This is a genomic window from Rhodanobacter panaciterrae (assembly GCF_014651895.1).
Taxonomy (GTDB): domain Bacteria; phylum Pseudomonadota; class Gammaproteobacteria; order Xanthomonadales; family Rhodanobacteraceae; genus Rhodanobacter; species Rhodanobacter panaciterrae.
Genome location: NZ_BMXT01000002.1, coordinates 117,024 through 134,396, shown reverse-complemented (window position 1 = coordinate 134,396; position 17,373 = coordinate 117,024). Strand labels below are relative to the sequence as shown.

The following is a 17,373-nucleotide window of genomic DNA, read 5'->3' as shown; positions in this document are numbered from 1 at the left end:
CCACTAGCTCAGGCCTTCACGCATTAATTTCGCATCATCATCCTCGCCAATGGCTTGGTGGTCGTAGTTCTTGGCGATCTTCTCAAGAACGGAAGCAGTCGTTGGATGCGAGATTAGGATTGCGCTTGCATGTCTGCGGTAATGATTCGCAAGGTCCCGCTCTTGGGTTCCTCCTGCATCAAGAGCACGACTATGCACACCACGGTTGTTCATGACGCCCGTGTGGAAGCCCCGATGGATATCAGTTGCATCCTGACGTTCCAAGAGCTGTCGAACGGCAAGGCAGGGCCACGTTCCATCAGTATCGGGTGGACTGGCTGACAACCATTCTCCGATGGTGAGGTCTGTGACAATTTGCCGATCAATCTCAACGGCATGCCTTCGGACCTCTGTAATCCACGCATCGAACCTTGTCTGATCTATAGAGCCATCGTTCTTGAGCCCCGGGATACCACGGCCATTGTGCAGGACACTCCAGGCGATCTCTGCGTTAGCACGAAGAGATTCATCAATTGGCGCGTCAGGCGCGTTATGCGACTTATAAACGAGCGCTATGCACTCCATGATCAGCGCAGGATCTGACAGGAGTTCGGCGTAGAGGTGTGGCGTGGAGTTGCTGTGTTCAAGCGCGCGAAAGTATGCGAACTCCAAGCGAGCAAGCTGGCGCATCGAAGTAATGTTTGCGTCCGAAATGCGCTCGATGGCTTTGCCGATATGCCAGCTGTCCGGCAATGGCCCATCAGGTTCTTCACCTATCGCGATTCCTTCAAGCAATGCGAGCAATTGATCGGGATCACCTCTGTCAGATCCGACATAAGTGGCTGCGAATGCGGTGCGATGACGTCCTGCCTGTATAAATTTTTCGATGACGAACTTTAGGTCGTCTCCGTCAGGAAGAAATATTTGTGGACGTACGTTTTTCCAATAGAACAGCTGGGTTGTGTCGACGCAATGTTCGAGGAAATTCCACGTCTCCGGATTGCAGGGGGCACTACTCAGGAACGCGGCGGCTTCCGGGGGCGGAAGGCTAATCACCGCCCGCTTCATAAGGTCGAGGCGATTCTCCTTATCAAGTCCGTTGAGGACGCCGGACACTAATGGGTCGTGCCATTCACTGCCGCTTTCGGAGAATCGATCCAGAATCCACGTCGTGACTTCTTTCTTCGACAGACCTGCTCGCACGACTGACCATCCGACCAAAAGCGGATCGACGGCCAATTGACTGAGTCGGGTCAGGCCGGGCCAGTTCTCATCATTGAACACATCCTCGATCGCCTTTAGGCGCGCTTTTTCCCTCGCTGAATTCTCTTCTTCGAAATTCTTTGAGCGCCCACCTGGAAGCACGACGCGGCCGTTCTCGAACAACCACGCATTCCGGCTCGATGTACTTGCCGGCGCCAGTGCGTCGAACTGGCGACGCAGGCGCTTAATTGAAGTGCGCTCTCGTCGCTGGCCGTCCTGATTGTAAGTGTTGTGCTGGCCGATGTACTTGCGAACGGCAGAACGAACAATTTCACGATCCTCGTCGAGCAGTTTTCGGGCGTCCTCCACTAAGTCGATGATCTTTCGACGATGCTTCGTGCCGAATACATCGAGATTCTCGACCAGCGTCGCGATCCGGCTGGCTTGCCCCTGCGCTTGTCCGACCGCGCGATGCGCTACCTGCTCGTAACATTCGTGAACGCTAATGTCTCTACTGGGAGTAGGTGCCCCTGCGTCGTCGTCGCGCCAGTGTGGTTTCGCGTTGGCGCTTGCCGATAGAAGGTGCTTTGGCAATAGAGAAACGAGTAGGTTCCAACCGACTTCGCTGTGCCGAACCAGCAAGTGATCCAGGCAAGCGAGGCGTATTTCGATCGAGGCGGTCGTTTGAGGCCACCAGGGACGAAACAGCGAGATCAGAGTATTCATCGGTCTGTTCATCAGATTATGTTGAACAGGCCACGCATCGAGTTGAGCCAGGATTTCAGCCACGCGACCTAAGTGACGTGGCGACCAAGCGAGTATTTCCAATGCCCACAGTAGATCGGTATGCCAGTTTCGACCAAACGCCGCATCGCCATTGTTCTCGGTGAATAATCGGCTAATGGGAGCGTCTTTGTGGCGCAGACTTGCTTCGACTGCGGATAGGAAAATATCGGGGGCAGCTTCCGCCAAGCCCCGCAGCACTCCGAAGAGCGACAACCAGCGCTCTCCATCTGCGCCGTCGAGCAGATGCCCGACCAAAACGTTGACACCTGATGTCATACGGCCGTCACGATTGCTCTCTGCGTAGACATTCAGCTTTGCAAGCGAGTCGACGATCGACTCAATAACGATTCCAGACTCCTTCCGAACCTTTCCGTAAACGGAAGCCATCCACCGCTTGTCGGCATCCAGCTCAAGGGCCGGGTCTGGGGTCGCCAGCACAGCCTCGGCCGTTGCGAAGTAGCGCGCCAGTTCTCCACCCGATATCTCCTTCGCATAGATATGGAGGAGCTCAAGGGGCGCCTTTGCTTTCCAGATGTGCCCGATCTTCAATACCGGCGAGTCGTCCAAACGCGCCAAGTAGAGAAGTTCGCGTTCTAGTTCCTCATATTTCTTGCCCGTAATCTCTTCGAGACACGCAATGTCCCCTGGCCGTGACTCGTTCCAGCCACCGACCAGCACGACAGCTGTCAATACCCGCGCCATCGGGTTTTTGACCCAAGCAGGATGTGCGATTGCAGGATTGGCGGCCATGTGTCGGCGGTAGACCGACCAGGAACGGCCAGTCGACCTCGCATATCGTGCGGAATCTGCTTCATTCTCACCGATTGCAATTAGCGCCTTTTCGAAACTTCGGGTATCTGGTCGCTCAAGCGAAATGCGTTGGACTTCTGTGTATTTTGTGAGCGGCGAGAAGTGCTTAGGGCGGTCGCCGATGTTCACGGGGACAATCAGCATTTGTCCCTCTGTGGGAGCTCGTGCTGTCGCAACTTCCGAATTCGCCGCCACGAGAATACGCAACTGCGGGTTCGTGTCCACGTAGCGCCATCCGTCAGCCGCGGTAACACAAGCCGCACAGGCCGACTGACCCAGCGAGACTAACTCCGCGCAAGCGAACGCAACTGCCTCCTCTGTGCTGTCTGCCTCTATCACTAGGATAGGAGGCAACTTAGAAATGGCATCCTGGAGAGCTTGGATCTTCGTTTCGCGACCAACACTGATCGCTTCAATCGAGAGGGGAATCAGCGATTGGCTGCGCCATGTCTCCCAGTACGATCCAATTGACTGGATTCCCTGACCCGCAAGCCCAAGCAACTCGCCGAACCAGAGTGTCGTCGCGGGAGCATTCTCCAGCCACACCTCTAGATCATCCGCATCGAGGACTCTCACGCTGCGCCATGGCCCCGGATTTCCGACGGTATCGCTCCAATGTTTCTTTTTGGACCAACGGCGCGGTGATACGAATACAAAATTGGTATCTGCCACGCTGACGCCGTACTCATCGGTGCGTTTCTTGTAGTCATCGCTCGCTTTGCGAGCAATGTTTTCATTGCAACCCATTTCCCATCGAGAAGCGCCGGCCGGAACCCATGCATTCTCCTCCGCAACGGTCAGAACACCGTCCCAGCCGGGCTGTCCAACCGAGTCTCCCCCGGGCATCGCAAGTTCGGTGGGTTTGGCTGTTTCGGCAATCAACTTCCGAACCAGTATGGGCAGCAATCCTTGTGCTTCCCGTGTGCCGGCCCATTGTTGAATTTGTGTTGCTGTGACTCTCATTGTTTCCGGTAGCCCCAGATTCCATGGTCTTTATCATGGAAGAGCGTATCGCTTGTTCAAAAATGCCGCTTGAAGATTCTGATCTTCTCGCCCAGATACGAACGTCTTTTTTTGAATCAGAAGAAGACGTACGCAGCTTGCCCGACGGCAGCAATAGCCGCAACGTCCACTGTTGGGCATCAGTGATGTGCAGTCGCATCCTTCGAAATGCTCACCAGTGGTCGCGATCTGTTCCAATGCAACGACGACTCGCTGTTAGCTACCCATGAAACAAAACCTATCCCGCTACCTGCTCACGCTGTTCTTCATCGTCGCGGGCACGTTCCATTTCCTGTTCATCACGAACTACATGGGAATCATGCCGGCATGGCTGCCATCGCATCGGGAGCTCGTCGCGATCAGTGGCTTGTGCGAGATGGCTGGTGGTCTTGGCGTGCTGTGGCATGCCACACGCCGCTGGGCGGGGTATGGGTTGATCGCGTTGTGTGTGGCCGTACTGCCGGCCAATGTTCAGATGCTGCTGAATGCGCACGCTGCGCATGCATCGACCTTGTGGCTGACGCTGTTGTGGGTGCGTCTGCCGTTGCACTGCTGATCGCGTGGATCTGGCGCGCGACTCGTTCGCGCGCAGACTGAATGCCATCAGGAGCCATGATGACGATAGGCAGCCGATAAGGCTGTCCAGCGTGCCGAGCCGGCCGCGTAGGAGGCAGAGAATCTTTATCGTTGTGACCCGGCCAATTCGCTCTGGTTGACGGCCAAGCCGGGCTCCGGCGGACATTTACAACCGTTTGAACTGGCCTTGAGCCATCGCTGACGGCGGCCAGAACCCTTGTGGCGCCTGCCTTTCGCCGCAGATCGCATGGGAGTCGGCCCACGCCGGAGCGGGGCTTGTGCACGTGGCATTGGCGGCTGCCACAGGTATGATATCCAGCCAGTTTCATCACTCCGGCCGCAACCCATCCCGAATTTGCGGCCGGCTCAACAGAGGACATCCCATGGCACGTGGCATCAACAAAGTCATCCTGGTCGGCAACCTGGGCTCGGACCCGGAACTGCGCAGCACCGGCGGCGGCGTCAGCATTTGCAGCTTCAGTCTGGCCACCTCCGAATCCTGGACCGACAAGCAGTCCGGCGAGAAGCAGGAACGTACCGAGTGGCACCGGATCAAGATCTTCGGCCGCCTTGGCGAGATCGCCGCCGAATACCTGAAGAAAGGTCGTCAGGTCTATATCGAGGGTTCCATTCGCACCGACAAATTCACCGGCAAGGACGGCGTGGAAAAATATTTCACCGACATCATTGCCAGCGAAATGCAGATGCTGGGAAGCAATGAAGGCGGCGGTGGTGGCGGTGGCAATTACCAGCGCGAGCGCCCACAGGGCAGCGGTGGTGGCCAGCGCCAGGGCGGCGGCAATTACGGCAATCAGTCGCGCGGCAGCGATGACCACGGCGCCCCGTCGCGTCAGTCGCCGGCACCGGCCGACAGCGGCTTCGCGGATGACGAGATTCCGTTCTAAATTCCGCTATTCAAATAGCTGTTGTATTTCATTTCTAAGCCCGCCACTTGGCGGGCTTAGATGTTTTCAGGTGGTGGCTTTCGATGGCGGGCCGGCTTCGGCCATGCCGATAAAACAGCAGCCCGATGCCGATCAGCAGGGCCGAGCCACCTACCACCTTGAGCAGGAACAGGCCCGGGTTGCTGCTGTCGGCGGGTGGAATCATCGAGGTAACGATCGCCAGCAAAGTGACCGCGAAACCAGTCAGTGCGGCCAGCCAGCAACCGAAGGCGCCACCGGGCGACAGGTTGACGCCTTCGTTGCGACCGGCAGCGCGTCGACGCAGCAGAGGAAAGGCCAGCAGGATGTACAGCAGGGGCAGCAGCGACATGATCGCGGTCATGTCGACCAGGATGATGTAGGCCTCATGGATGCTGGAGCCGGACAACGCCGCCGCCAGTACCAGTGAAGTCAGGATGCCCTGGGTGATCAAGGCCACATGGGGCGTGCCATACCTGGGATGCAGACGGCCAAGCGCTGCGGGCAGGTAGCGATCGACGCCCACCACGAAGGGCAGCCGCGCCGTGCCCGTGACCCACGCGGAGATGCTGCCGATCGTGCCGACCGTGACGAGTGCGGCGGTCAACGAGCCGAACATAGGCAGGCCGATCCGTTCGCCAATCGCGGACAGCGCCTGCGGGATGCCGGCGATGATGTCGATGGTCGAGGCGGGTAGCGCGATCAACAGGGATGCCGTGCCGGCGATATAGATGGCCGCAATGACCACGCAGGAAATCAGTGTGGCACGCGGAATCTGCCGGCGCGGATCCTTGATTTCTCCACCGAGGATCAGCCCGAGTTCGAGCCCCTGGAAGGCAAGGGCCATCGTCGCGAAGGTGGAAAAGGTTGCGAGCTTGCCGAAGTCCGGCATCACGTTCGCCGTGGTGATCGCGGTGGCTGCACCGAAGTGGTACGCGGCGAGCGCGCCGGCAACGAGAATGAGTGCCGCCGCCGACCAGGTCGCGATGCCGCCGATGTTCTGCAGCCACTTGGCGCGCTCGAGGCCGAAGATGCCGAGCCCGGTCGCGGCCCACAGTACCGTCAGGCAGTAGGCGAGGTTGTAGCTGCCGTCGCCGGCATGCGCCAACCAGCAGTCGCCGCCGACATGCAGAAAGATGCCGGCGCTGAACAGCAGCGCGAACGGAAAATAGACCAGGTTGGAGACCCAGTACGTCCAGCCGGCGATGAAGCCATGCATATCGCCGAACGCGGTCTTCGACCACAGATACAGGCCGCCCTGTCCAGGCACACGCGAACTCAGTTCGAGTACCGCCAGGGCGAGAGGGATGAAGAAACCCACGAGTCCTAGCAGCCACAGCACCAGGCTCGACGGCCCCACCTGCGCCGCCATCGACAGCCAGCGCAACGCGACGATCGCTGCGATGTTGAACAGCACCAGATCCCTGGTGCCGAGCACACGACGCAGGCCGAGTTCATTCGTTGCTGCCGGCGTTGTAGCCATCGTGTGCTTTTCCCAGGTGAGCGACAGATTCAACGGCGATGCGAGTTCGCGCCCATCAGGAGGCGGCGTCTTCCGCTGCTTGCCTGCTGAAACCGGACGATGCCGCCGAGGATTCACTGCCGATCTCGCGCAGTGGCAGGCCAGCCATCAGGTTGCGCTCGATCTGCTCCAGGGTGACGTTCTTTGTCTCCGGAATCAGCACGAAGGTGATTACCAGGAACACCAGGTTGAGCGCCGCGTACAGCCAGAACGTGGCCGCGTTGCCGATACCGTTGAGCAGGGTCAGGAAGGTGGCACCCACGATCATGTTGGCGACCCAGTTGGTGAAGGTCGAGCAACCGATGCCGAAATCGCGACCCTTCAGCGGCTGCACTTCCGAACACAGCGCCCAGATCAGCGGGCCGGCGGACATCGCAAAACCGACGATGAAGGTCAGCAGCATCGCCACCGTGAAAATCTGCTCGCCGTGTGTGGTGATGCCCAGGTGCATCATCGTGCCGACCAGGCCCAGGCCCACCGCCATCACGCTGAAACCGGTGTACAGGATCGGCTTGCGGCCCCAGCGGTCGACCAGGCCGATCGCGATGAAGGTGGCCAGCACGTTGACCAGACCCACCACCGCGGTGAACCACATCTGCGCCGAGGTGGCGTAGCCCATGTCCTGGAAGATGCGTGGCGCGTAGTACATCACCACGTTCATGCCGGTGAACTGCTGCATCACCTGCAGCAGCACGCCCAGTCCCACCGAGCGGCGGAAGTTGCGGTTCTCCAGGAACAGGTGCCAGCCACGCTGCGGCGTCTTCAGCTGCTCCTCGATGTCGGCCACTTCACGCGCGGCATGGCCGGCATCGCCGCGCAACTTGTTCAGTACGTCGGTGGCCTCCTGCTTGCGCCCGCGCATCATCAGCCAGCGCGGGCTGTCCGGCAGCAGGAACAGGCCGAGCAGGAACAGGATGCCGGGAATCGCGATGATGCCCAGCATCCAGCGCCAGTTGCCGCTGTAGCTGAAGGCGGTATCGGACAGGAACGCGACCAGGATGCCGATGGTGATCATCAGCTGGTACAGCGAGATCATCGCGCCGCGGATATGTTCCTCGGCCACCTCGGCCAGGTACAGCGGCGCGGTGAAGGTGGCTACACCGATCGCCAGACCCAGAATCACCCGCGCCGCGACCAGCGTTTCCGGCGACCATGCCGAACCGCTGAGTAGCGAACCGGCCACGAACAGCACGCCGCCGAGGATCAGCGAACGCTTGCGCCCCAGCGTCGCGGACATCCAGCCCGCGCCCAGCGCACCGATCGCCGCGCCGAGCATCATCGAGCTGACGATCCACTCGATCATGTGATCGGAGATCTGGAACTCTTTCTGGATGAACTGGGTGGCACCGGAAATCACGCCGATGTCCAGGCCGAACATCAAGCCGGCCAGCGCAGCCAGCATGCAGGTGAACAAGGCCGTGGTGCGAGCCGGGTGGAGCGGGGATGTCGCGACAGTAGTCATGAGGGAAATCCTGCAGGCCGCGGACGGCGATGGGCGGTTGGTTGAACGGCGGTTTTCATGGAGTGATGCTCACGCCGGCATGCCGGCGAAACGTGGCTCAGGCAGGCCGCGCACACCGACACGGGAACGGAACAGCGCGCCGGCGTGGACGTCGGCATCCAGCTGCGCCCCGGACAATCCATCACGCGCGCTGGTGACATAGAGCGTGTCGAGATCGGGGCCACCAAAGGCGGGTCGGGTCGGCTGGCGCGCCGGTACCGGCAGCACTTGGCGCACCGAGCCATCGGCGGCATAGCAGACCACGCGAGCCAGGCCCCATTGCGCGTTCCACAGCGAACCGTCGGCGTCGACACACGAGCCGTCCGGTTCGCCGGCAAGCTCGCCCAGGTCCGCGAACAGCTGTGGCGTGCCCAGCGTGTCGCCGTACGCACAGCGCTGGATGCAGCGTGCCAGCGAGTCGCAGTAGTACATCGTGGTGCCATCGGGACTGAAGGCGATGCTGTTGCTGATGGCCACCTTCGGCAGCGCAAGTTGTTCCAGGCTGAGGTCGGCATTGAGTCGCCAGAAACTGCCGATCGCCTGTTTGCTGCCTTCCGCGGGTTCGTGCATCGTGCCGAACACGAAGCGGCCCTGGCGATCGCAGGCACCGTCGTTGCAACGTGTCGGCAGCCCGGGCTCGATCTCGTGCAGCGTCTGCAGCTGGCCATCGGCGAGACGGAAAAACGCCAGCTGCGAGGCCAGCGCCAGCAGCAGCCAGCCATCGGTTTCGCATAGCGCGAACGAGGCGAGTCGCTCGGGCATCGGCCAGTGTTGCAGCGTGCCGCTTTCAATGTGCAGGCGGTACAGCGTGGCGCGCTGGATGTCGGTCCAGTAAAGCGCCTGGGCGCGCTCGCACCAGACGATGCCTTCGCCCAAGGTATTGCCGGCGTCCAGCGCAACCTCCATCGGCGCCAGTACGGTCGGGGCCGTCATACCCAGCCGCCGTCCACGATGAAGTCCTGTCCGGTGCACATGCGGCTGTCGTCGGCGGCGAGGAACAGGGCGGCACGCGCCAGATCCTCGGCCATCAGAAAGCCGGGCATGCACTGCGTGCGCGCAATCTCCTCGCGGCCGGCGTCGTCCAGCCACAGGCGTGCCTGCTTGTCGGTGATGGCCCAGCCCGGTACCAGGCTGTTGATGCGGATGTGCTGCTGGCCGAGCTCGCGCGCCATGCCGTTGACGAAGCCATGCACCGCCGCCTTGGCCATAGCGTAGAGCGGGTAGCCCGCATTCTTTTTCATCCAGCCGGTGGAACCCAGGCAGATGATCGAGCCGCCGCCGAGCTGGCGCATGTCGGGAATCACCGCCTGGGTGGCGAAGATCTGGTGGCGCAGGTTCACAGCCACGTTGCGCTCGAAATCCGCGGGTTGGATGTCGGCCAGTGCATGGCGGGCGTCGTTGGCCGCGTTGTTGACCAGCACGGCGATCGGTCCGATCTGCGCGCGTGCCGCAACGATCGCAGCATGAAGCGCGTCCAGGTCGGTGAGATCGCAGTGCAGATAGTGCGGTGCATGCGGCGCGTCGGCGAGCGACGCACATAGCGACGCCGCGCCGGCATCGTCCACGTCGAGAAACGCCACCCGCGCACCCTGGCGCGCGAAGCCTTCGACAAAGGCCGCGCCGATGCCGCTGGCGCCGCCGGTGATCAGCACGCTGCGATCGATCAGGCTGGGATAGCTGGCGAAGGTAGGCATCAGCAGACTCCGCAATCGGAAAAAGACATGCTCACCATTCGGCGACACTGCCATCGTCGTGGCGCCACAGCGGATTGCGCCAGCGATGACCGACCTCGGCGCGCTCGGCGACGTAGGCTTCGTTGACCTCGATGCCGAGGCCCGGGCCGCCGGGAATCGCGACGTAACCATCCGCGTAGGCGAATACATTGCGGTCGACCACATAGTCGAGCAGGTCGTTGGCGGCGTTGTAATGGATGCCCAGACTCTGTTCCTGGATGAAGGCGTTGTGGCAGACCGCATCGAGCTGCAGATTCGCCGCCAGCGCGATCGGGCCGAGCGGGCAGTGCAGCGCCAGCGCCACGTCGTAGGCTTCGGCCATCGCCGCGATCTTGCGGGTTTCGGTGATGCCGCCGGCATGCGAAGGGTCGGGCTGGATGATGTCGACGCCGCCCATCTGCAGCACGCGCTTGAAGTCGTAGCGCGTATACAGACGCTCGCCCAGCGCGATCGGTGCCGGCGCGATGCTGGCGAGTTCCGGAATCGCATCCAGATGCTCGGACAGCACCGGCTCCTCGATGAACATCAGCTTGTACGGCGCCAGTTCGCGCATCAATACCTTGGCCATCGGCTTGTGCACGCGGCCGTGGAAATCGATGGCCAGGCCGATGTGCGGGCCGACCGCCTCGCGCACGGCCTGCACGTTCTCCAGCACGCGCTCGACCTTGGCGTGACTGTCGACGAAGTGCATCTCCTCGGTGCCATTCATCTTGACTGCGGTGAAGCCGCGTTCGACCGCAGCCTTCGCCGCCATGGCCGTATCCGCGGGACGGTCGCCGCCGATCCACGAATACACGCGAATGCGTTCGCGCACCGGGCCACCGAGCAACTCATGCACCGGCACGCCGAGATGCTTGCCCTTGATGTCCCATAGCGCCTGGTCGACGCCGGCGATGGCACTCATCAGGATCGGGCCGCCGCGGTAGAAGCTGCCGCGATACATCACGTTCCACAGATCCTCGATATGGCGGGGATCCTTGCCGATCAGGTAATCGGATAGTTCCTCGACCGCAGCGGCCACGGTATGTGCGCGACCTTCCACCACCGGCTCGCCCCAGCCGCAAATACCGGCATCGGTGTCGATGCGCAGGAAGCACCAGCGTGGTGGCACCAGGAAGGTGGTGAGTTTGGTGATCTTCATGCACGGTGTTCCTGAGACTTTGGAGAGACAGCTGCCCACGCTTGAGCGAAGGCGTGGGCACGACTGGCGACTTCATCGGCGTCGAGGCCGGGCGCATAGAGCGCGGCACCGATGCCAAACCCCTGCGCGCCGGCGGCGACCCATGCCGCCATGTTGTCGGGCGCAATGCCGCCGACCGGCAACACCGGCAGCTCTTTGGGCAGCACGGCACGCCAGGCCTTGAGTGCTGCGGGCGACACCTGGTCGGCGGGAAACAGCTTCAGTCCGTCGGCACCGGCCGCCAGCGCAGCGAAGGCCTCGGTGGGCGTGGCGACACCGGGCACGCAGACCATGCCGGCCGCCTTGGCCGCGCGGATCACGGCGGTATCGGCGTGCGGCATCACGATCAGCCGCCCACCGGCAGCGGCGACTTCATCCACCTGTGCCGGCGTCATCACGGTGCCGGCGCCGATGAGATAGCCGTCGCCGAGAGACTGGGTGAGGCGACGAATGCTTTCCATCGGTTGCGGCGAATTGAGCGGCACTTCCAACACGCGAAAGCCAGCATCGGCCAGCGCATGACCAATGCTCACGGCTTCGTCGGGACGTATGCCGCGCAGAATCACGACGAGCGGCAGCGGATTGAGCCAGGGGCTCAGCATGACGAAGATTCCTTGGATGTCGTGGACGAATTGGCGCTGACCAGGCCGATATCGCAGGCGATCTGCCACAGCCCGTGCGCAGCGGCATCCACCAGGGGTTCGGCGAGATCGAGGTCGAAGTGGAATGCGGCCAGCCGATAACGCGCGCACAGCACGGCATCGCCAATCAGCTGGAGCGGCGCGTCGTGGCGGAAACGATTCGTGGCAAGGCTGGAACGCAGCTCCTCGCCGATCAGCAGGCCAGAGAGATACTCGGGCACGGCGTCCGGCGCCAGTGCACCGTCGAGCATCAAGGCGCGTGCCGAGAACAGCCGGCTGAATGCTCCGGCGCTGCCGCTGTCGCGTGCCGCAATGACGCCGCGCGCAAACGCGTCATGATCCACCGCCGCATCGCCCGAGCCGGCACAAAGAATCGAATGCTGCCGCAGCAGCGCAAACAATTCGCCCGTCATCAGCGTACAGAAATCGGCCACGGCGCCATCGCGCACGCGGGCCCACTTGCTGTGCGTGCCTGGCAGGATCCAGCTGGAATCGGGGATCAGCGCCGGGCGCAGGGCAAGGGCACCCAGCAGCTGGGTTTCCTCGCCACGCATCACATCGGGGCCTTGCGGGTTGCGCAGGCCGGGAACGATATGGACGTCCAAACCATCCTTGGTGCGCAGGCTGCGGACGGCGCTGCCGAGCTGCGCGGTGTCGGCGGGAACGTCCATGTAAGGTACCTCCAGCCAGCCTTGGCGGCTGCCGACCATGCCGCAGGCCAGTCGGGGCAGCCGAGGCCAGCCCGCGGTGATGTCGGTCAATGCGGCGTCGAAGCCGCCATCCGGCAGATGGCGGATGCCCCAGGCGCGCGTCCGCGTCTCGCGGATTTCGCCAGCTCCATCGAGCCAGTAGGCGCGCAGGCTGGACGTGCCCCAGTCGAGTCCGATCAAGCCGCTCATGGATTCGGCCTTTCCTCATGGCGCCGCGATGTGGACGTCATGTGCATCACGGCGTGGTGTCCTTCCAGATCAGCGTCTGCGCCGGGGCCAGCGGCATCTGGCCATGCACGATCTTCGCGCTTGCCGGAAGCACGGGGGAAAACGGCTGCGGGTTGTAGTTCACCATGAAATCCAAGCCGCCGCGCCAGTCGATGAATACGCCCTTGGGCAGATCTTCGATCGCCACGCCCGCACGTTGATAGACGCTGCGCACGATCTCGCGCTCCAGTTCGCCGTCATCGGTCGACACGCCGATCATGGTGACGCTGCCCTTGCCCAGCTTGCGGGTGGTCGCCGCCGCTTTGCCGGCGTAGTAATGATCGGCATACGTGGCGAGTACTTCGGTGCCTAGCCGCGGCGAAAGAATGTCGGCCCAGCGATGCCAGTCATGCGTCTTGCCGCCTGCGCTTACCTGCGCGCTGGCGCTTGGCGGCAGCATGTCGAAGCCATCGACATCGGCGCCGATCAGATCGAGGATCGGCGCATACCACGGTCCTTCATGGAACTGTCCGAGCTCGTTTTTCTGCCCGGTGCGGCTGGTCAGGATCAGATGGCCACCCTGTTCCACATAGCGCCGCCACTTGTCCGCCAGCTGCTTGCTGACCATCTGGTAGGCCGGTGCGATCAGGAACGGATAGCGGCTGAAGTCATCATCTTCCGCAATGAAATCCATCGGCGCGCCGGTGCTCTTTACGGCCAGCGTGTAGCCGTTGCGGTAGGCCCAGCTATTCCACAGCGTGGTTTGCGGCTGGATTTCCAGATCCCAGAATACGTCCTGGCTCCACAAATAAGCGGTGTAACGTGCCGCCAGTTTTTGCGGCAGTGGCGCCTTGGTATCGAGTTGCGATTCAAGCGACTTGATCTGATGCAAGGTGTCGACGAATTCACGCCCCGTGCGCGAGAGCGTCACGCCGTCGGTGCCAACGATGCCCTCGTGGTACATCTCGCTGCCGCGCAGCGGGTGTCGATAACGATAGGTGCTGAGCAAGGAGGCGCCGGACGCAAAGGCATGCCACATCCACATGCTGACCGCGCCGGGCATCGGTTGCGGATTGATCTCGCCCCAGTTGACCTGGCCCGGCTGCAATTCCATCACGCCAAAGGTGCCGTTGATGGAACGGAAATACGCCGCGGCTTCCATCAGGTTGGCGGGTTTGCCGATTTCGTAGCTGTCGCCACCCAACACATTCGCGCCGGCGACCGGGTAGAGGGTGAAGGTCGGGAAATCCAGGTCGTGACTGCGTCGCGGATCGGTAGCCGTGGAGACATTGGTGTAGTTGGTCGTCACCCATTGTCCGGTGCGGGCGTACTTCTTGATGATCAACGCCTGGGTATCGAGAAAGTGCGCGGTGGTGTCGGCTTGGAAGCGGGCGAAGTCGAGCTGTGCGTGGGGGCTCAGCTTGTCTTCGGCCGCGAGCGTGGCATTGGGGAGGTGCACCTGCTTGAAGCTGCCGTAGCGGGTGCTCCAGAACGAACCGGCCCACGCGGTATTCATCGCATCGATGCTGCCGTACTTCTTCTGCAGCCACTCCTGGAACGCCGCCCGCGCGCTGTCGCTGTAATCGAGGAAGCTGCCGGGCTCGTTGTCGACCTGCCAGCCCCAGACGCGCGGATCGTGGCCGTAATGCTGGGCCATGGCGGTGACCAGGCGCGCCACGAAGGCTTCGTACTTTGGATTGGCCAGGGATACTTCCGCGCGGATGCCGTGCTCGTGGCGCTGGCCGTGCTCGTCCACCCGGTAAACCTCGGGGTAGCGTTCGTCCATCCAGCTTGGCGGTGCCCCTGACGGCGTGCCGAGGATCACGCGCAATCCGGACTTGTTGGCCAGATCGATGGCGTGATCGAGCCATGCGAAATCGAACTGGCCTTCGACCGGCTCCAGGTAGGTCCAGTCGAATTCGGCCATGTGGGTAAAGTCGAAGCCGAGCTTGGCCATGCCGTCGAAGTCGCGCTGCCACTGGCTGCGCGGCCATTGCGTCGGGTAATAGAACACGCCAAAGCTCATCGGCTCGCGCTGGTGCAGCAACGCCGCGCCTTGCAGCGGCGCCGGATGCGGGCCGCCGGCATCGACCGGATTCGCGTTAGCAGCGGTGATCATCATGGCAGTGGCCAATACCGCCGCCAGCAAGGGCCGAAACATGGGATGCGCCTGTGGTGAGTTTCAAATGTCAACTTATACTACAATTAAGACTCCCGCAATATTTGTGCGCAACCCTATGGACATCCTGACTCCCGACGCGGCGCTGGTGCTAGCTGACCGGTACTGGCGCATCCATGGCGATATTTGCGCACTGCCATCCTATGCCGATCAGAACTTCCGTATCCGCACCGAGCATGGCGAGTATGTGCTGAAGGTGGCGCACCCGTCATGGTCGCGGCTGGATCTGGATCTCGAGAATCAGGCCATGATGACGCTGGCCGAGCGCGAGCCGGCGCTGCAATGGCCACGCGTGCAGCTCGCCGTGGACGGCGAGCACCTGCTGACCTTGCCGATTGCGGGGCAGCCGTGCCAGGTGCGCGTGTTGAGCTTCGTGCCCGGCACGACGTATGCGGATGCCATCGGAGCCGTCCCGAAGACGCAGCGCGCGGCGTTGCACGAGAGTCTCGGTAGTGCGGTCGGTCGGCTGACACGTGGGCTGCAGGATTTTCATCATCCGGCGGCCGATCGCCAGCACGACTGGAATCTGCTGCGCCTGCCAACGCTGTGCGGCGAAATCGCGCATATCGAAGATGCCGGGCTGCGCGCCATCGTGCAGACGCACGCCGAGACGTTCTGCGCCCGTCTGCCGCAATGGGGGGCGCAGCTGCCGATCACGGTGTTGCACAACGATGCCAACGATCTGAATGTGATCGTGGCGGATGACGGCGACGGCCAGCGCGTCCGCGCGGTGATCGATTTCGGCGACATGTGCACCAGTTTCCGTCTGGCCGACCTGGCGATCGCCTGTACCTACGCGATGCAGCATGAGGCCGATCCGGTGGCGTGCGCGCGCACCATCGTCCGTGGCTATCTGGCGCAGTGCCCGCTGCTGCGCATCGAGCTCGAGCAACTGCATGCCTTCATCCTCGCGCGCCTTTGCCACAGTGTGCTGATGGCGACACGTGCGCATCGGGAAGAGCCCGATAACCCGTTCATCCTCGTGTCGCAGCAAGGCGTGCGCGCGTTGTTGCGCGAACTCGCCGAAGTCAACCACGATGCCATCGTCGGCCCCTTTCTGGAACCAAGCCATGACTGATCCCACCGCCTCCAGCAACGTGCCGCAACGTAGCAATGCCGACATTCTGCGCCTGCGCAAACAGCTGCTGAATCCGACCCTCAGCGTGTCGTACAACGAGCCGCTCAAGATCGTTCGCGGTGAAGGTGTCTGGTTGTACGACCAGTACGGTCAGGCCTACCTGGACATGGTCAACAACGTTTGCCATGTCGGGCATTGCCACCCACGCGTGGTTGCGGCCGGGCAGGCGCAGATGGCGCAGCTCAACACCAACACCCGCTATCTGCATGACAACATCGTCGAGTACGCGCTGCGCCTGACGGCGACCTTGCCGAAGCCGTTGTCAGTCGTGTTTCTCACCAACTCGGGCACCGAGGCGAACGATCTGGCCTTGCGCCTGGCGCGGGCACATACCCGCGCACAGGGCGTGGTGGTGGTGGATCACGCCTACCACGGCCATTCGCCGTCGATGGTCGAGTTGAGTCCGTACAAGTTCAACGGCAAGGGTGGAGCAGGGCAGAGTCCGCATGTAGGTGTAGTGGGCATGCCCGACACTTATCGTGGACCTTTCCGCGAAGCTTCCACGGCCGGAATGCAATATGGCCAGCTGTTGCCAGCGGCCATCGACAGCCTGCGTCAGAGCGGTATCGCGCCGGCGGCGTTCTATTGCGAATCGCTGCTGGGCTGCGGTGGCCAGATCGTGCTGCCGGAAGGCTACTTGCCTGAAGCCTACGCGGCGGTGCGTGCGGCCGGTGGCGTGTGCCTGGCCGATGAAGTGCAGGTCGGTTTTGGCCGGGTCGGCGAACATTTCTGGGCGTTCGAGCACCAGGGCGTCGTGCCGGATATCGTCACCTTGGGCAAGCCGATCGGCAACGGCCATCCGATGGGTGCCGTGGTGACCACGCCGGAGATCGCGGCGAGCTTTGTCAGCGGCATGGAGTACTTCAATACCTTTGGCGGCAATCCGGTGTCCTGCGCGATCGCGCTGGCCGTGCTGGATGTGATTGCCGACGAACAGCTGCAGGAGAACGCACGTCGCGTCGGCGCCTTCCTGATGGAAGGACTGCGCGAATTGCAGCAACGCCACGATTGCATTGGCGATGTACGCGGGCGCGGCCTGTTTGTCGGTGCCGAACTGGTGAGAGATTGCGAGGCGAGAACGCCCGACCAGCCGAAGGCCAAGGCCGTGGTGGAAGCGATGAAGGCACGCCACGTGCTGCTTTCCACCGAGGGTCCGGACGACAACGTGCTGAAGATCAAGCCGCCGATCGTGTTCAGTCAGGCCAACGCCGAAGAATTTCTGGACAAGCTCGATCAGGTGTTGCGCGAGTCGTAGTCCGACATGACGAGCGGGAGCCCGAGCG

The 17,373-nt window shown here is 62.1% G+C and carries 13 protein-coding genes; 4 read left to right on the top strand and 9 right to left on the bottom strand.

Going from position 1 to position 17,373, the window contains the following annotated elements; genetic code table 11:
* Positions 1 to 3: 3 nt before the first annotated feature.
* A complete protein-coding gene (locus IE071_RS10025; RefSeq protein WP_189441070.1) occupies positions 4 to 3,741 on the bottom strand; it encodes a hypothetical protein in 3,738 nt (1,245 codons plus the stop codon).
* A gap of 265 nt (positions 3,742 to 4,006) precedes the next feature.
* On the opposite strand from IE071_RS10025, the gene IE071_RS10020 reads away from it, so the two are divergent.
* Complete coding sequence (locus tag IE071_RS10020) at positions 4,007 to 4,336, top strand: DoxX family protein (RefSeq protein ID WP_189441069.1); 330 nt, start codon at positions 4,007 to 4,009, stop codon at positions 4,334 to 4,336.
* Positions 4,337 to 4,739: 403 nt separating this feature from the next.
* Positions 4,740 to 5,261 carry a single-stranded DNA-binding protein gene (ssb, locus tag IE071_RS10015; RefSeq protein ID WP_189441068.1) on the top strand — a complete coding sequence of 174 codons (522 nt, stop codon included), beginning with the start codon at positions 4,740 to 4,742 and terminating at the stop codon, positions 5,259 to 5,261.
* Positions 5,262 to 5,295: 34 nt separating this feature from the next.
* On the opposite strand, the gene IE071_RS10010 is transcribed toward ssb, so the two are convergent.
* The 8 genes from IE071_RS10010 to IE071_RS09975 form a co-directional block, all read right to left on the bottom strand.
* Positions 5,296 to 6,762: an APC family permease gene (locus IE071_RS10010; RefSeq protein ID WP_189441067.1), complete on the bottom strand. Its 1,467-nt coding sequence runs from the start codon at positions 6,760 to 6,762 to the stop codon at positions 5,296 to 5,298.
* A gap of 55 nt (positions 6,763 to 6,817) precedes the next feature.
* Positions 6,818 to 8,263: a sugar porter family MFS transporter gene (locus IE071_RS10005; RefSeq protein WP_189441066.1), complete on the bottom strand. Its 1,446-nt coding sequence runs from the start codon at positions 8,261 to 8,263 to the stop codon at positions 6,818 to 6,820.
* A gap of 69 nt (positions 8,264 to 8,332) precedes the next feature.
* Complete coding sequence (locus IE071_RS10000) at positions 8,333 to 9,235, bottom strand: SMP-30/gluconolactonase/LRE family protein (RefSeq protein ID WP_229792853.1); 903 nt, start codon at positions 9,233 to 9,235, stop codon at positions 8,333 to 8,335.
* Positions 9,232 to 9,996 carry an SDR family NAD(P)-dependent oxidoreductase gene (locus IE071_RS09995; protein WP_189441065.1) on the bottom strand — a complete coding sequence of 255 codons (765 nt, stop codon included), beginning with the start codon at positions 9,994 to 9,996 and terminating at the stop codon, positions 9,232 to 9,234. Before IE071_RS09995 ends, IE071_RS10000 begins: the two co-directional genes overlap by 4 nt.
* A 31-nt stretch (positions 9,997 to 10,027) precedes the next feature.
* Positions 10,028 to 11,176: a galactonate dehydratase gene (dgoD, locus tag IE071_RS09990; RefSeq protein ID WP_189441064.1), complete on the bottom strand. Its 1,149-nt coding sequence runs from the start codon at positions 11,174 to 11,176 to the stop codon at positions 10,028 to 10,030.
* Entirely contained in the window at positions 11,173 to 11,817 is a 645-nt protein-coding gene (locus tag IE071_RS09985) for a 2-dehydro-3-deoxy-6-phosphogalactonate aldolase (RefSeq protein ID WP_189441063.1), read from the bottom strand. The genes dgoD and IE071_RS09985 overlap by 4 nt, the downstream gene beginning before the upstream one ends.
* Positions 11,811 to 12,755, bottom strand: a complete 945-nt coding sequence (locus tag IE071_RS09980; RefSeq protein WP_189441062.1) for a 2-dehydro-3-deoxygalactonokinase — start codon at positions 12,753 to 12,755, stop codon at positions 11,811 to 11,813. Before IE071_RS09980 ends, IE071_RS09985 begins: the two co-directional genes overlap by 7 nt.
* 46 nt (positions 12,756 to 12,801) lie before the next feature.
* On the bottom strand, positions 12,802 to 14,934 hold the full coding sequence (locus IE071_RS09975; protein ID WP_189441061.1) for a beta-galactosidase: 2,133 nt from the start codon (positions 14,932 to 14,934) through the stop codon (positions 12,802 to 12,804).
* A 64-nt stretch (positions 14,935 to 14,998) separates the two neighbouring features.
* Between IE071_RS09975 and IE071_RS09970 the strand changes: the two genes are divergently transcribed.
* Together IE071_RS09970 and IE071_RS09965 are read left to right on the top strand one after the other, a co-directional pair.
* Positions 14,999 to 16,030 carry a phosphotransferase gene (locus IE071_RS09970; protein WP_189441060.1) on the top strand — a complete coding sequence of 344 codons (1,032 nt, stop codon included), beginning with the start codon at positions 14,999 to 15,001 and terminating at the stop codon, positions 16,028 to 16,030.
* Positions 16,023 to 17,345 (top strand): aminotransferase class III-fold pyridoxal phosphate-dependent enzyme, encoded by a 1,323-nt coding sequence (locus IE071_RS09965; protein WP_189441059.1) that lies wholly within the window; start codon positions 16,023 to 16,025, stop codon positions 17,343 to 17,345. Before IE071_RS09970 ends, IE071_RS09965 begins: the two co-directional genes overlap by 8 nt.
* Positions 17,346 to 17,373: the final 28 nt, after the last annotated feature.

What these genes read in the sequence shown, in the direction of transcription:
- IE071_RS10025 (WP_189441070.1), bottom strand. Translation starts at nt 3,741, where the DNA reads ATGAGAGTCACAGCAACACAAATTCAACAATGGGCCGGCACACGGGAA.
- IE071_RS10020 (WP_189441069.1), top strand. Translation starts at nt 4,007, where the DNA reads ATGAAACAAAACCTATCCCGCTACCTGCTCACGCTGTTCTTCATCGTC.
- ssb (WP_189441068.1), top strand. Translation starts at nt 4,740, where the DNA reads ATGGCACGTGGCATCAACAAAGTCATCCTGGTCGGCAACCTGGGCTCG.
- IE071_RS10010 (WP_189441067.1), bottom strand. Translation starts at nt 6,762, where the DNA reads ATGGCTACAACGCCGGCAGCAACGAATGAACTCGGCCTGCGTCGTGTG.
- IE071_RS10005 (WP_189441066.1), bottom strand. Translation starts at nt 8,263, where the DNA reads ATGACTACTGTCGCGACATCCCCGCTCCACCCGGCTCGCACCACGGCC.
- IE071_RS10000 (WP_229792853.1), bottom strand. Translation starts at nt 9,235, where the DNA reads ATGACGGCCCCGACCGTACTGGCGCCGATGGAGGTTGCGCTGGACGCC.
- IE071_RS09995 (WP_189441065.1), bottom strand. Translation starts at nt 9,996, where the DNA reads ATGCCTACCTTCGCCAGCTATCCCAGCCTGATCGATCGCAGCGTGCTG.
- dgoD (WP_189441064.1), bottom strand. Translation starts at nt 11,176, where the DNA reads ATGAAGATCACCAAACTCACCACCTTCCTGGTGCCACCACGCTGGTGC.
- IE071_RS09985 (WP_189441063.1), bottom strand. Translation starts at nt 11,817, where the DNA reads ATGCTGAGCCCCTGGCTCAATCCGCTGCCGCTCGTCGTGATTCTGCGC.
- IE071_RS09980 (WP_189441062.1), bottom strand. Translation starts at nt 12,755, where the DNA reads ATGAGCGGCTTGATCGGACTCGACTGGGGCACGTCCAGCCTGCGCGCC.
- IE071_RS09975 (WP_189441061.1), bottom strand. Translation starts at nt 14,934, where the DNA reads ATGTTTCGGCCCTTGCTGGCGGCGGTATTGGCCACTGCCATGATGATC.
- IE071_RS09965 (WP_189441059.1), top strand. Translation starts at nt 16,023, where the DNA reads ATGACTGATCCCACCGCCTCCAGCAACGTGCCGCAACGTAGCAATGCC.